Origin of the sequence: Paenibacillus sp. NFR01 (genome assembly GCF_900111565.1) — a bacterium.
In the GTDB taxonomy this organism is placed as follows: domain Bacteria; phylum Bacillota; class Bacilli; order Paenibacillales; family Paenibacillaceae; genus Paenibacillus_AQ.
On record NZ_FOIK01000003.1, the window covers coordinates 262,206 to 276,113 of the forward strand.

11 protein-coding genes are annotated in these 13,908 nt (G+C 58.4%); 7 read left to right on the plus strand and 4 right to left on the minus strand.

Translation table 11 applies throughout. The annotated features are described in order from the left end of the window. Window positions 1-45 precede the first annotated feature (45 nt). Window positions 46-1,512, minus strand: coding sequence for an alpha-amylase (locus tag BMW84_RS16065; protein WP_091070169.1), 1,467 nt, complete (start codon window positions 1,510-1,512; stop codon window positions 46-48). A 47-nt stretch (window positions 1,513-1,559) separates the two neighbouring features. After that, window positions 1,560-2,405 carry a DUF72 domain-containing protein gene (locus tag BMW84_RS16070; protein ID WP_091070171.1) on the minus strand — a complete coding sequence of 282 codons (846 nt, stop codon included), beginning with the start codon at window positions 2,403-2,405 and terminating at the stop codon, window positions 1,560-1,562. Between the two features lie 234 nt (window positions 2,406-2,639). On the opposite strand from BMW84_RS16070, the gene BMW84_RS16075 reads away from it, so the two are divergent. Then, complete coding sequence (locus tag BMW84_RS16075; protein WP_091070172.1) at window positions 2,640-3,491, plus strand: MBL fold metallo-hydrolase; 852 nt, start codon at window positions 2,640-2,642, stop codon at window positions 3,489-3,491. 106 nt (window positions 3,492-3,597) lie between these two features. Here BMW84_RS16075 and BMW84_RS16080 read toward each other — a convergent pair whose 3' ends face one another. Next, window positions 3,598-5,190 (minus strand): histidine kinase N-terminal 7TM domain-containing diguanylate cyclase, encoded by a 1,593-nt coding sequence (locus tag BMW84_RS16080; RefSeq protein ID WP_175498837.1) that lies wholly within the window; start codon window positions 5,188-5,190, stop codon window positions 3,598-3,600. Between the two features lie 340 nt (window positions 5,191-5,530). Between BMW84_RS16080 and BMW84_RS16085 the strand changes: the two genes are divergently transcribed. The 6 genes from BMW84_RS16085 (at window position 5,531) to BMW84_RS16110 (ending at window position 12,228) form a co-directional block, all read left to right on the plus strand. Then, entirely contained in the window at window positions 5,531-6,313 is a 783-nt protein-coding gene (locus tag BMW84_RS16085; protein WP_091070176.1) for an ABC transporter ATP-binding protein, read from the plus strand. Between the two features lie 2 nt (window positions 6,314-6,315). Further along, on the plus strand, window positions 6,316-7,131 hold the full coding sequence (locus tag BMW84_RS16090) for an ABC transporter permease (RefSeq protein ID WP_091070178.1): 816 nt from the start codon (window positions 6,316-6,318) through the stop codon (window positions 7,129-7,131). After that, a complete protein-coding gene (locus BMW84_RS16095) occupies window positions 7,128-8,027 on the plus strand; it encodes an ABC transporter permease (RefSeq protein ID WP_254773013.1) in 900 nt (299 codons plus the stop codon). Before BMW84_RS16090 ends, BMW84_RS16095 begins: the two co-directional genes overlap by 4 nt. Window positions 8,028-8,173: 146 nt before the next feature. Next, a complete protein-coding gene (locus tag BMW84_RS16100; RefSeq protein ID WP_091070179.1) occupies window positions 8,174-9,283 on the plus strand; it encodes an ABC transporter substrate-binding protein in 1,110 nt (369 codons plus the stop codon). Window positions 9,284-9,366: 83 nt separating this feature from the next. Beyond that, entirely contained in the window at window positions 9,367-10,830 is a 1,464-nt protein-coding gene (locus tag BMW84_RS16105; protein WP_091070181.1) for a CoA-acylating methylmalonate-semialdehyde dehydrogenase, read from the plus strand. A gap of 30 nt (window positions 10,831-10,860) precedes the next feature. Beyond that, window positions 10,861-12,228: an aspartate aminotransferase family protein gene (locus tag BMW84_RS16110; RefSeq protein WP_091070182.1), complete on the plus strand. Its 1,368-nt coding sequence runs from the start codon at window positions 10,861-10,863 to the stop codon at window positions 12,226-12,228. On the opposite strand, the gene BMW84_RS16115 is transcribed toward BMW84_RS16110, so the two are convergent. Next, a complete protein-coding gene (locus BMW84_RS16115) occupies window positions 12,194-13,882 on the minus strand; it encodes a PucR family transcriptional regulator (protein ID WP_091070184.1) in 1,689 nt (562 codons plus the stop codon). The two genes, BMW84_RS16110 and BMW84_RS16115, sit on opposite strands and share 35 nt — an antisense overlap. Window positions 13,883-13,908 lie beyond the last annotated feature (26 nt).

Sequence of the window (13,908 nt, forward strand, 5' to 3'; positions counted from 1 at the left end):
GCCATCCGGCCGGCGGGTTCACCTCTTTTTTAGCGTAAGCTTCGATCAGTCTTGATCTTCATCCGGCATCGCCCAGACGGAGACGCTTCCGCCTTTGACCGGGAACACGGCCCAGCCGTCCTCGCCGATGGTTACGGTTGCGTCCAGATTGCCGGTGTAGTCGATCCAGGCTTCGCCGCTCCGCGCTTCGCCGACGAACATCCGCTTGTCGCCGTTGTCGCCATTGCCGATGACAACCGCGCAGCCCGAGCCCGGAAGCTCGTCCGTGCCGCGGCGGACCCAGCCGATCGTATTCGGATGGTCGAAATAATCCTCCTGCTCGCCGTACGCCTTATGGTAGCGGACATACAGCAGCGGATCGAGGGCCGCCTTTTTGCCATCCAGCGGGGCCGGTCCGCCGATGCCGTAATAATCGCCGTAGAACACGACGGGATAACCGTCCCTGCGCAGCAGAATCAAGGCGTAGGCGCTTTGCTTGAACCAGTCGCTGATCCAGGATTCCAGCGCTTCATGGGGCTGGGAGTCGTGATTGTCGACGAAGGTGACGGCGTTCAAGGGATGCGTCTGCACCAGCGTGTCTTCGAGTATTTTGGACAGATCATAGCTTTTGCCTGCCTGCGAGGCCGCGTGCAGCTTGTAATGCAGCGATACGTCGAACAGATCGATCCGGTAATCGACGGTGTCCAGGAACCGGCGGCAATCCTCCAGGTTGGAATTCCAGAATTCGCCGACGATGTAGAAATCCTCGCCGCGTTTTTTCAGCATCTCGCCGGCAAACTCTTTGATGAAATCGTGGTTGATGTGCTTAATCGCATCTAACCGGTAGCCACTGCACTGCAGCGTGTCTACGAGCCATTTTCCCCATTCGATCATTTCTTTGCGGACCTCGGGGTGGCTGTAGTCGATATTGGCGAACATCAGGTAGTCGTAATTGCCAAATTCGTCGTCCACGTTCGGGTTCCAGCCCTTATTGTCGCCGAGAATCCGGTATACGCCGGTACGGTCCCGTTTGGCATCGTAATCGGTGCCGTTGAAGTGCGTGTAGTTCCATTTGAAAGAGGAATATTTATCTTCGCGGCCGGGGAAGGTGAACTTTGTCCAGCCTTCGATATCGAACGGCTCGGAAATCTCTTTGTTCCGGTCATGCGGATCGACCTCGATGACTTTGAACGTCTCCTTTTCATCGGCGCCGGCTTTATGGTTCATGACCAGATCGACGTAGACGGCTACGCCGTTTTTCTGGCATTCCGCGATGGCCTGCACGAGATCGTCCTTCGTCCCGTATTTGGTCTCCACCGTGTTCTTCTGCGGGAACTCGCCCAGATCGTACAGGTCATATACGCCATAACCGGTATCCTCCCGGGATACGGCTTTCGTCACGGGCGGGATCCATACCGCGTCAATGCCTACCGCCTTGAGCTCCGGCGCCTTTTCGGCCAGCCGTTTCCAGTGCTCCCCGTCCGCCGCCACATGCCACTCGAAAAATTGCATCATCGTATGATTTCGCATCATCGGGTACGCCTCCTGTAGGTTCAATTGGAAGATGTAATATGTAGTCCTTAGGAAAATAGGTCAAGCTGTCGCGGCGCAAGGCCGCCGTCGATACCCAGGAGCGCTTGAAGCTGCTGCGCATTCGGGCCGGCATCGCCGCCGGAATTGTTGTTAAAGGCGACATAGAGCTCCTTGCAGGTCGGTTCCAGCGCCAGCAGCCGATCCCGCCATTCTTCCAGCTCTTCCGTGCTGTAACGGTAGAGATAACGTTCTTTGCGCCAGTCGGGATTGGCGCCCTGGCTCCAGCCTCTGGCATTGCGGCCGTGAAGGCGGACATAAGTCAGTTGCGGGTTGGCAGTTACGGGCACGAGGGGCACCGACGCCGTCCCGATCTGCGGTTCGTCGACGACGGTATGCACCCAGCCCAGTTCCTGCAGAAAGGCCGGCGTACGCTCCCGCAGCTCCCCGCTGTACCACGAAGCATTGCGGAATTCGACCGCGACCGGTACATCCTCCATACGCTCCTTTGTTTCGCGCAGGTGTTCGGCGTTCTCCTTGCTGCAATCAAACCACGGCGGATACTGGAACAGGACCATGGTCAGTTTGGCAGCCTCCCTGAGCGGGGCAATCGACTTGTGGAAGGCTTCATACATGTCCCGGTCCGATTCAAAGTATTGCTTTTTGCCGCGCAAATGGCCGGTCATGCCCTGATAGGCTTTGACGACAAAACGGAAATTGTCCGGCGTCTGCTCGACCCAGCGCGCGTAATTTTTGACGGGAAGCACGGCATAGAACGAGCTGTCGATCTCCACGAACGAAAAATAGGCGCTGTAGGCGCCAAGCCGCTCGGTGGATTTCATTTTGCCGTACAGTTCTTCATGGTCCGAAAATCCGGTCAGTCCGATTTTGATCATGCGGAACGCTCCTTATGTGAGGGATTTCGTCCATTCATGGCTAACATTTATATAAACGGGAATGTTCCCGTTGCAAACATTTGATTCACCCGGAGATTTGCGTCATGATAAAAGTATAAGGTGCATAAGGGTTATTTTACCGCTATGGGTGCTGTTATCACCAAAAGAAGGCGCGGATATACTTGCGGCGGGCGTTTGCAGCCGGCCTAAGGCGGTTCCGCGGAAGGAGAAGAAATGGAGCATCGATTTGAGCGGCTTACCCCGCATATTGTCATTATGCACGCCGAACACGAGACGGACCGGCCGATCCTTGCGGCAATCGCCGGCCAGCGGCGGACGCTGCTGCTGGATGCCGGCAATTCGCCGGCCCATGCCCGGCTGTTCCGCGAGGAGCTGCAGCGCCAGGGTCTGGAGCTACCGTCGCTGCTGGCGCTCACGCATTGGCACTGGGATCACAGCTTCGGCATGGCGGCATGGAATCTGCCGGCGGTTGCCCATACCGGAACAGCTGAAGCGCTGAAGCGGCTGTCAGCCCTGGAATGGCACGAAGCCGAACTGGCCCTTCTGGCCGCAGAGGGCGTTCTGAACGAGGCGAGCGCTGAACATATCCGGCTGGAATACGGCGATGCAGCACAGGTGAAGGTGGTTCCTCCGGATGTGGTGTTTGATCAGCGTACGGTGTTGGAGCTGGGCGGCGTGACCTGCGAGCTGACCCATGTCGGGGGCGACCATGCGGATGATTCCTGCATGCTGTATGTGAAAGAGGATCGCGTCCTGTTTGTCGGTGATGCCTTGGGGCCTTCCGTGTATGGCGGACCGCGGCGGTACAGCAGCACCGGTTTTCTCCGTCTGCTCGAAACCATCTACGCCTACGGGGCGGACTGGATTGTCGAGTCGCACGGCGTTCCGCTTTCGCCGGACGACTTCCGCCGGGAACTGGATCCTTGGGAGCGGCTTGCCCGGCTGGTCGACGTCTTCGGCAAAGACCGCACCCGCGTGGTGCTCGAGCTGAAGGATTACCTGGGGCTGAACGAACTTCCCCGCGACCTGAGCCAAGGCGTCGAATATTTTATGGCCGGCGTTTGAACGGGAGCATAGGCAAGGGCGCTTTTGCCGCCGCAGGACCAGCGGAATATAACGTCAAAAAAACCACCGCATCGGTATCTGCGGTGGTTTTTTTGGCGGCTGCGGCCTAATGCGGCACAAATGCGGAAATCCCGCCGCCGTTCGAGGTATGGACGGCGTTGCGGCCGCTCCGTTTGGACGTGTACAGCGCGTGGTCCGCTTCGGAGAGCAGCTCCTCCAGCGAGATGCCGGGGCGCGAGGAATCCGCTACGCCGAAGCTTGCCGTTACATGGATGGGGCCGGACAGTGCATAAAACGGGCTTGCCGCGATATCCGCACGAATTTCTTCCGCAAGCTGCGCGGCTTCATCCAGATCGGTGTCCGGGAGGCAAAGGACAAATTCCTCGCCGCCGTAGCGTCCGAAAATATCCTGTTCCCGGAGATGCCTCTCGCAGACGGCTGAAATATGCCTCAGCGCCATGTCGCCGAATTGATGGCCATGCCGGTCATTGATGTTCTTGAAAAAATCGATGTCGAGCAGGATGACCGACACATCCATGCCGGTTTCGGCCTGCTCCGCGAGCAGCTGGCGGCTGAGCTCCATGAAATGCATCCGGTTATAAATGCCAGTAAGGCTGTCGGTCGTCGCCAGCACCTTCAGCCGTTCCTGAAGCAGCGTCCGCTCCGTGACGTCGATCAGCATGATCATCCGGCCGGCGAGCTGGCCGTCCTGCTTGGTAACCGGGGACGAACGGATCTGGTAATAGTTCATGCCGTCGACCTTCTTCCAGGCCAGCTCCCGTTCCTCGCGTTCCAACGGGTCGGAATGCATGACATATTGGACGGCTTCGGCACCGGCGGGCAGGAAGAGCTGGGCGAGCGGGCGTCCGATCGACGATGTGTCCAGCCCCTCCAGCATTTCCGCCGCTGCCCGGTTGTAGTCAATCAGCATGTCGTAACGGTCGGTGACCAGGACCCCGTCGCGCATGCTCTCAAACAGATTCTCCCGGGCGATCGGCGCTGCGGTGAGCATTCCCCGCGAGAGGATGGCCCAGATATACAGCGTGGAGGTTACGCTCATGATGACCGGGACAGGGTCCATGCCGTACGGCGTCTTGTTCATCAAATAGAGGAAGGCGCCCAGCGCCGGGAGAAACTGGCCGATCAGGATGGTGACCATCTGCCGGCGGTAGATCCGCTTCATCTTGTTCCACTGCCACAGCATCAGGAACATTCCGGCCAGCAGGCAGCCGAAGGTCACGCTGCCCTGGACGATGTACCAGGGGCCCATGACGATATCGACCATCGGCGTCGGCGTTCCTTCGCGGAGGTACATCGAGCGGTAAAACAGATGATGATAGTCGTTGGTCCATACCAGCAGAGTCGAGAGGACAGGGATGCTGTACAGGAAGGTCAGCAGCTTTGTTTTGATCAGCCGGTCCAGTCCGACGAAATGCATGACCATCAGCAGGCTGGACGGGGCGATATAAGGCATTCCCAGGTATTCGACCTTTACCCAGAAGCCGATCTCCCGGAGCGTGTCGCCCGATAGTTCCAGCGCAAAGCCGAAGGTATAAATAGCCGAAGCAACGGAACTGATGATAAACGCGTTGATTCCGGTGAAATCGGTTTTTTTGTAGTAAGCGATTAAGGCAAGCAGGGCGTTGAGCACGCCGGAGATGCAGACGACGACAATATAATTAGAGATCAAAGAGTCCATAGATCGCGGCTTGTCTCCTGTTATTAATGAAATGATAGTTAAATAGTAACACAGATTGCCTGGGAGCACATGATGCTTCCTTAGGGCTACAAATGTAAGGGTATATAACTTCAATATCGGCATCCTTTGCATAAATGACCAGGTTTTTTTGCCCGGCTAGACAAAATGCCGGAAATTAAGAAGTGCAATTTTACGCTTTGTCTAATGAGTGGGTGGAGCCTTCCGTGTAACATGTTAGTTAATCCTACATCGTAATTAAAAGTTATTGTCGGAAACGGATTTTTCGTGTTATATAAACTGTCATATACAACGAGTGCAGATCGTGAAGGGGGAGTTCTACATGTCATCGGTAGCGGCGAGAATGCCTGAAATTCAACTGCAGAACGTGGAAATGCGTTACCGGACGGAAACGGCCGACGTTCTTGCGCTTCACCAGGTTAGCCTGGATATCGCCAAGGGGGAGTTCGTCTCTTTGCTGGGTCCTTCGGGCTGCGGAAAAACGACGCTGCTGCGGCTCATGGCCGATCTGATTGCGCCGACCGGCGGCAAGGTGAACGTGGCGGGCAAAAGCGCCAGGGAAGCGAGGCTGGCGCAGAAATACGGCATCGTATTTCAAAGCCCGGTGCTCTATGACTGGCGGAAGGTCAAGCACAACATTACCCTGCCGCTGGAGCTGATGGGCGTCAAGAAGTCGGTCCGGGAAGACAAAGCGCTGGAGCTGCTTGATCTGGTAGGCCTTCAAGGCTTCGCCGATAAATATCCTTGGCAGCTCAGCGGAGGCATGCAGCAGCGCGTGGCGATTGCCCGGGCGCTGTCGATGGAGCCGGAAATCCTGCTGATGGATGAACCCTTCTCCGCGCTGGATGAATTTACGCGCGAACGCCTGAATGAAGAGCTGCTCTCCGTATGGAGCAAAGTGCAGAATACGATCGTCTTTGTGACTCACAGCATTCCGGAGTCGATTTTCCTGTCGGACCGGGTGTTTGTGCTCTCGCCGCATCCCGGCAGGCTGTCGGCCATCGTCGACATCCCGCTGCCGCGTCCGCGTACGGCGGAGATGCGTAACAGCCCGCAATTTTACGAGCTGATCTCGAGAATCCGCGACAGCTTCGAAGGGGTGTAGCCATGAAAGGGAACAGCGCGCTGGCCAGCAGCCGGCTGCTGCCGCTGCTGGTGTGGATCGTCTTGCTCCTTGCGGTATGGGAGGGGATGTCCTGGTATTTGCTGCATGTGGCCAAGACGCCGCTGGCCCAGTCGAAGCTGCCGTACGTTCATGAAGTGGCAGCGACGCTGTGGAAATACAGCGGTACACTCCTGAAAGAAGGGGGAGCGACCTTCGGCAATGCGGGCGTCGGCTTTTTGCTCGGCGCGGCGGCAGGCGTGCTGCTGGCCGTGCTGATGAGCCTCTCCCGGACGATTGAGCGGCTGGCTTTTCCGTATGCCATCGCCTCGCAAATGATTCCGATTCTGGGCCTGGCGCCCATCATCTACGGCATTGTCCGCGACGAGCAGGTGTCGCGGATCATCATCTCGGGATATATCACCTTCTTCCCGGTGGCGCTGAATATGCTGCGCGGTCTGCGCAGCGTAGAGCTGCCGGCGGTAGAACTGATGCATTCCTACGCGGCAAAATCCTGGGCCGTCTACTGGAAGCTGCGGCTGCCGGCCTCGCTGCCGGGCTTGTTCGGCGGCCTCAAGATCGCCGCGCCGCTGGCCGTGACGGGCGCGATTCTGGTGGAGCTGATGGGTGCGCAGCATGGCATCGGCGTCATCATGCTCCGCAACCTCTATTACGGCCCTTCGCATACGTACATGTTCTGGTCCACCGTCCTCGTCGGTGCGCTGCTCGGCATCGCCAGCTACTGGCTGATGGGCCTCATCGAGCGATTGGCCGCGCCCTGGCAGCCGGAATTCCGGCCGAAAGGAGGCGACCGCGGATGAAAGAAACTTCGGTACGCGAAGCGGCTATTTTAGCCCCGGCCGGGAATGACGGATCCGCAGTATCTCTTATAACAACGAATAAACGCGCGTCGGCATCTTCGAATCCACGCAAAAAGCGGAAAATCATACGGCGCATTTTTAATCCGTCGGTGGTGTTGCCTCTTCTGTTGGGTGCGCTGTTCCTGCTGTTGTGGGAAAAGCAGGTCTTCCATAAGCTCTTTGATCTCAAAAAATATCAGCTTCCGCTTCCTTCGGCCATATACGAAGCGCTGAGGGACAATTTCAGCCTGCTGCTGTCCTATACAGGCTACACGCTGACCGAAGCGGTGGTCGGCATGCTGCTCGGCTCCGCCTGCGGCTTCCTGATCGCACTGGCGGCAACGGCGTGGCCGCGCTGGGGCAGCAGCAGCCTGACGCTGGTGGCCGCGCTGAACGCCGTGCCGATCGTGGCGCTCGCCCCGATCATGAACCTGTGGTTCGGCGACGGCATCGGCTCCCGCGCCGCCATTGTCGTAGCGACAACGATGGCGGCGATGGCTATCAACAGCTATAAGGGCATGACGGCGGTTGATCCGCTGGCGCTGGATCTCATGCATTCCTACGCTGCAGGCAAGCCGGCGGTATTCCGGTATTTGCGGATTCAGAACAGCCTGCCGTATGTGTTCACCGCGCTGAAGATCAACGCCACCGCCAGCATGATCGGCGCCATCGTCGGGGAGTTCTTTTTCTCCTCGCGCGGTCTCGGTTACCTGCTGTCCAACTCGATCAAGGTGGCGAAGATGCCGCTTGGCTGGTCCTGCATCGTGCTTGCGGCCATCGCCGGCGTTCTCTTTTACCTGGTTATCGAATGGCTGGAGAAGATCTTTATCCGCTGGCATGCTTCCCAGCGCGCCTGACCTGTTATAGGTACATCCGGCCGGAGCGCAGCGCGAAGACAGAGGCGTCTGCGCCACCGCGGCCGTGTGCATACAGCTGTACAACGATACCATGCTGTGACCCGCTCGAGACAAAAAATCAAAATTGGTAGGGGGAGTTGGCCTTGATGAAACGGAAAAAAAGCAAATTTCGCGGCGGACTGTTGTTGGCGGCACTGGTAATGGTCTTTTCACTTCTGGCGGGCTGCGGCAACAACAATAACAATGCGGGTGCGCCGGTAGCTGAGGCGAATGGCGGTGCGGAAGCGTCGGCTTCCCCGGATGCGGCGGCAACGGAAGCGCCGGCAGCCGAGCCGGTCAAGGTCAAGCTGCAGCTCAAATGGGTGCCGCAGGCACAATTCGCCGGTTATTTTTTGGCCAAGGATAAAGGGTATTATGCCGATGAAGGCTTGGATGTCGAAATCCTGCCGGGCGGACCGGACATCGTGCCGGAGCAGCAGGTGGCCGGCGGTTCCGCCGATATCGGCGTGGATTGGGTGGCGAGCCTGCTGACGAGCCAGGAGCAGGAAATGCCGCTGGTGCAGATCGCGCAGATTTTCCAGAAGAGCGGCCTGGTGCTGGTCTCCAAAAAGGACGCAGGCATTAACGGTCCGGCGGACCTCAAGGGCAAAAAAGTCGGCAACTGGATGGGCGGCAACGAGTTTGAAATTTTGGCACTCTTCGACAAATACAAGCTGGACTCAAACAAGGATCTGAACTTTACGAAGCAGGGCTTCACGATGGACCAATTCCTCGGCGGCGAGATCGATGCGGCTTCGGCAATGACTTATAACGAATATCAGGTCGTGCTGGAATCCGGCATCAAGGCCGAAGACCTGAACGTCATCGACATGAACGATGAAGGCGTGGCGATGCTGGAAGACAATCTGTTCGCCAACAAGGAATGGTTGGAAGCCAACAAGGAGACGGCGGCAAAATTCGTCCGCGCTTCCCTGAAGGGTTGGAAGGACGCGATTGCCGATCCGGAAGCGGCGGTAGACAGCGTCATGAAGCTGGCCGAGGAAGGCAGCACGACCCGCGAGCATCAGCTCACGATGATGACCGAGGTCGCCAAGCTGATTCAGCCGGAGGGCTTCGACGTCTCCAAGCTGGGGTATACCGATGCGGCCGCGTTCCAGCAAACGGCGGATATCGCGCTTAAATTCGGCGTTATCAAAACGGCGTCCAAAGTGGACGAAGCGTACACGAACGAGATTGTGGAGATGGCATCCAAATAACGGTTTGGCTTATACAATCATTCGGATGACCGCCTTCGCCGGCGGTCATCTCTTATCATCGGCATCGGGAAAGAGGTGCGCTTATGTCGCTGGCGGCAAGACAGACGGTAAAAGTGAAAAATTATATCAACGGCATCTGGACCGAATCGGCGTCCGGCCGCGAAGAGGAGGTCTTTAATCCGGCGACAGGCGAGGTAATCGCCAAGGTGCCGCTCTCCAGTGAAGCGGAACTGGGAGCTGCGGTAACGGCGGCGGCGGAAGCTTTCGTAAGCTGGAAAAAGATTGCCGTTCCCCGGCGGGCCCGTTATTTCTTCGCATATCAGCAGCTGCTGGCCGCGCACAGCAGAGAACTGGCGGAGCTGATCACTCTGGAGAACGGTAAAAGCCTGGAGGAGGCGCTCGGCGAGGTGCAGCGGGGCATCGAATGTGTGGAATTTGCCGCCGGCGCCCCGACGCTGATGATGGGCAGCCAGCTGCCGGATATCGCGACCGGGATCGAATCGGGGATGTACCGTTATCCGCTCGGCGTGGTCGGCGGGATCGCCCCGTTCAACTTCCCGATGATGGTGCCCTGCTGGATGTTCCCGCTGGCCATCGCTTGCGGCAATGCCTTCGTGCTGAAGCCTTCGGAACGGACGCCGCTTCTGGCCAATCGGCTGGCGGAACTGTTCGCCGAAGCGGGTTTTCCGCCCGGCGTGCTGAATGTCGTGCACGGGGCGCATGAAGTCGTGAACGGGCTGCTCACGCATGAAGCCGTGAAGGCGATTTCCTTCGTCGGCTCCCAGCCGGTGGCGGAATACGTCTACAAAACCGGTGCGGCGAACGGAAAAAGAGTGCAGGCGCTGGCCGGCGCCAAAAACCACTCCATCGTGCTGCCGGATGCCGATCTGGACAACGCCGTCAAGAACATCATCGCCGCCGCCTTCGGATCGGCAGGCGAGCGGTGCATGGCCTGCGCCGTCGTCGTCGCGCATGAGGACATCGCCGACGAGTTGCTCGGCCGGCTGGTGGAGGCCGCCGATGGCCTGAAGATCGGCGACGGCAGGGAAGACGGCGTCTTCCTCGGCCCGGTCATCCGCCAGTCCAGCAAGGACCGGACGATGGGGTATATCGAAGCAGGCCTTGCCGAGAACGCGGTGCTTGTCCGCGACGGCCGCAAGGATGCCGCCGCGGAAGGGACGGGGTATTTTCTCGGCCCGACGATCTTTGATCGTGTGCGGCCCGGCATGAGCATCTGGAAGGATGAAATCTTCGCGCCGCTGCTGTCCGTGGTGCGGGTGAGGGACTTGAGCGAAGCGATCGCGGTGGCGAATGCGTCGCCGTTTGCCAACGGCGCCTGCATTTATACCGACAGCGCCAAGGCGATCCGCGAATTCCGCGAGGAGATGGATGCAGGCATGCTCGGCGTCAATCTGGGCGTACCGGCGCCGATGGCTTTTTTTCCTTTTTCGGGCTACAAGAAGTCGTTCTACGGCGACCTTCATGCCAACGGACGGGACGGCGTTGAATTTTACACCCGCAAAAAAATGATTACTGCGCGCTATTAGCGGAGCGGGATTTTGAGAGGAGCGAGCGCTGTGCAAAGCCTGGGGAGAGAAACCGAGCTGGCGATTCAGAAGGACCAGCGTTATTTATGGCATAATATCACGCCGTACAACGAACAGAATCCACCGATGGTTGCGGCGGAGGCAAGCGGTTCATGGGTGACCGACCTCGACGGCAAACGGTATTTGGACGGGATGTCCGGCCTGTGGTGCGTCAACGTCGGGTACGGGCGCAAGGAACTGGCGGAGGCGGCCTATCAGCAGCTCTTGAAGCTGCCGTATTTCCCGCTGACACAGAGCCATACACCGGCCATCGCGCTGGCGGAGAAGCTCAGCGAATGGCTGGGCGGCGACTATGTCGTGTTCTTCTCCAACAGCGGTTCGGAGGCGAACGAGGCGGCGTTCAAGATTGCCCGCCAGTACCAGCAGCAGATCGGCCAGCATTACCGTCACAAGTTTATCGCCCGCTACCGCGGTTATCACGGCAGCTCGCTCGGCGCGTTGTCGGCGACCGGCCAGGCGCAGCGCAAGTATAAATACGAGCCGCTTGCCGGCGGCTTTCTCCATGTGGCGCCGCCCGACAGCTACCGCCGTCCGGCCGGCATGACGGTGGAGGAATTTAACCTCCACTGCGCACAGGCCATCGAAGACACGATTGTCTGGGAAGGCGCGGAGACGGTCGCGGCGGTCATCATGGAACCCGTAATCACCGGCGGCGGCATCATCGTGCCGCATCAGCTGTACCTGGACCGCGTGCAGGAGATCTGCCGCAAGCATGGCGTGCTGCTGATCATCGACGAGGTCATCTGTGGGTTCGGGCGCTCCGGCCGCAAATTCGGCCATCATAATTTCGGCGTGAAGCCGGATATCGTGACGATTGCGAAAGGCTTGACGAGCGCGTACCTTCCGCTGTCCGCTACGGCGGTGCGCAAGGAGATTTACGATGCATTCAAAGACAGCGGCGACGACTACAGCCACCTGCGCCATGTCAACACCTTCGGCGGCAATCCGGCCGCCTGCGCGCTGGCGCTGCGCAATCTGGAGCTGCTGGAGCAGGAGCAGCTGGTGGAACGTGCGGATACGCTGGGCGCCAGATTGGCATCGGCTTTGGCGCCGCTGCTGGAGCAGCCGCTCGTCGGCGACATCCGCAGCTTCGGGTTGATGATCGGCATCGAGCTGGTTGCCGACAAGCTCACCAAGCAGCCGGCCGATCTGAGCGTGGTGAAGGGGATCATCGGGGAATGCAAAGCCCGCGGCCTGATTATCGGCAAAAACGGTGATACCGTCGCCGGCTTTAACAATGTGCTGACCCTGGCACCGCCGCTCTCTTCGACGGATGAGGATATCCAGTTCATCATCGATACCGTCACAGCTGTGCTGAACGGGAGCTCGGCAGGGTGAATTTCTCCGGATACAGGAACTGGTAGGCCCGCAAGGCAACCTGTATGGAAATACGGTTCTCCGGCAGCATGAAATCTTCGCCGAGCAGTTCCGTGATTTTATCCAGACGGTAATACAGCGATTGTCTGACGATAAACAAGTTCCGCGCGGCAATCTGTTTGGAGCCGTCATGGTCCAGGAAAACGCGGAGCGTCAGCAGCAGCTCGCTGCCTTTGGCTTCGTCGTGATCGATTAACGGGCCAATGTAGCTGCGGATGAAATTCTCCAGCGTGCGCCCGTCGTTCAGGCTAAGCAGCAGCTGGAAGACGCCGAGTTCCTCATAGAATAGGATAGGCTTCTGGTAACAGGAATAGAGGGACAGGGCCTGGACTGCTTCCTGGTAGCCGGCGTAGGCATGCTTTAGCCCTTTATGGGATTTGCTGACGCCGATCACGAGCTGCAGATCCTTTAGCTTCTCGTCGGAGCGGATATGCTGGAGTGCGTCGAGCGCTTGTTGCAACCGGAGCTTGCCGGGCAGCTTGGACTGGATGTCGAGCGCGATGACGGTCAGGCGGTTGTTCTTGAGCGTAATGAGCGGCCGCAGGGAATATTTCTCGAAGGTAGAACGAAGCAGGAGCGACAAGTGAAAGGCAATGGACTCCCATTCATGCTCGGAGCTGTTCCATTTCACTTCGCGCGGGTTTTCGATTTCGATCAGGCAGACGCGGTAAGGCAGCTCATTGACGGTGTTGAAGTCGGGTCCCACAAGCGCCTTCAGGCGGCTTTCGTCTTCAATGCGTCCGCTGATCAGCTCGTCGACCCAGAGATTCTCCGAAAAAAGCTTGCGTTCCTCCATATACCGGGTGCGCAGCAGCTCCTGGGCGATCGACAGCGAGGCCGAATCGAGCAGCAGGCAGTCGAATTCTTGAGGTTTGTAATTACATACCATCAGGATGTACGCCCAGGTCTGGTCGAGCGCGCCGACCGGTTTCAGCGCTACGGTTCTGGTGCCGAACTCCCGGAAGATCGGGGCGGCATCGGGCTGGAGGCCCTCGGCGGATTCGGCGAATGTTTCGAAGAATTGCAGGAGCGGCGCCTGATCTTCGGGCGAAAGGGCCGGGAAGAAGAGCGGTTTGCCTTGCAGATGCACGTAGGCGATCTGCGTGCGCGTGCTTTTACACAGAAGCTGCAGTACTTTGAGTGTGCCTTGGGACGTGAGCGTCAGCCGGTGGAATTCGCGGGAGATGCTCTCCAGCTCCTGCAGCATCCGGTGGTGCCTGTTAATGATCAGGGAGTGCAGGTCAAGCGTGATATCGACGAAACGGACGGTACGGGAAAAGACGATCAGCGGAAAATCGTGGCGGTCGGCAAGCTCAATCATTTCGGAAGGAATATTGCTGAAGTAGGTGCCCAGCTCGATGCAGAGGCAGGCGGCGTTTTTATCGATCAGATTCTGCATAAAGGACAGTGCGGAGGAAAGTGTCGTGCTGACTCCCATCCCCGTAGTCAAAATCATCTCTTCGCCGTGGATCAGGCTTTCAAAGCTGGCGCTCTCCAGCACATGCACCCAGCGGATGGCTCGGCCCAGACCGTTTCCGCCGCCGATGATCTCGGCTTCAGCAAACAGCGGGCGCCGCAGGGCATCGCGAATCGTAAATACAAGCTCCCAATCCATATGAAGCTTCACCCCGCTTGTCGTTG

Excerpts from the sequence above, each read along its gene's own strand:
- BMW84_RS16065 (WP_091070169.1), bottom strand. The coding sequence starts at position 1,512 with ATGATGCGAAATCATACGATGATGCAATTTTTCGAGTGGCATGTGGCG.
- BMW84_RS16070 (WP_091070171.1), bottom strand. The coding sequence starts at position 2,405 with ATGATCAAAATCGGACTGACCGGATTTTCGGACCATGAAGAACTGTAC.
- BMW84_RS16075 (WP_091070172.1), top strand. The coding sequence starts at position 2,640 with ATGGAGCATCGATTTGAGCGGCTTACCCCGCATATTGTCATTATGCAC.
- BMW84_RS16080 (WP_175498837.1), bottom strand. The coding sequence starts at position 5,190 with ATGGACTCTTTGATCTCTAATTATATTGTCGTCGTCTGCATCTCCGGC.
- BMW84_RS16085 (WP_091070176.1), top strand. The coding sequence starts at position 5,531 with ATGTCATCGGTAGCGGCGAGAATGCCTGAAATTCAACTGCAGAACGTG.
- BMW84_RS16090 (WP_091070178.1), top strand. The coding sequence starts at position 6,316 with ATGAAAGGGAACAGCGCGCTGGCCAGCAGCCGGCTGCTGCCGCTGCTG.
- BMW84_RS16095 (WP_254773013.1), top strand. The coding sequence starts at position 7,128 with ATGAAAGAAACTTCGGTACGCGAAGCGGCTATTTTAGCCCCGGCCGGG.
- BMW84_RS16100 (WP_091070179.1), top strand. The coding sequence starts at position 8,174 with ATGAAACGGAAAAAAAGCAAATTTCGCGGCGGACTGTTGTTGGCGGCA.
- BMW84_RS16105 (WP_091070181.1), top strand. The coding sequence starts at position 9,367 with ATGTCGCTGGCGGCAAGACAGACGGTAAAAGTGAAAAATTATATCAAC.
- BMW84_RS16115 (WP_091070184.1), bottom strand. The coding sequence starts at position 13,882 with ATGGATTGGGAGCTTGTATTTACGATTCGCGATGCCCTGCGGCGCCCG.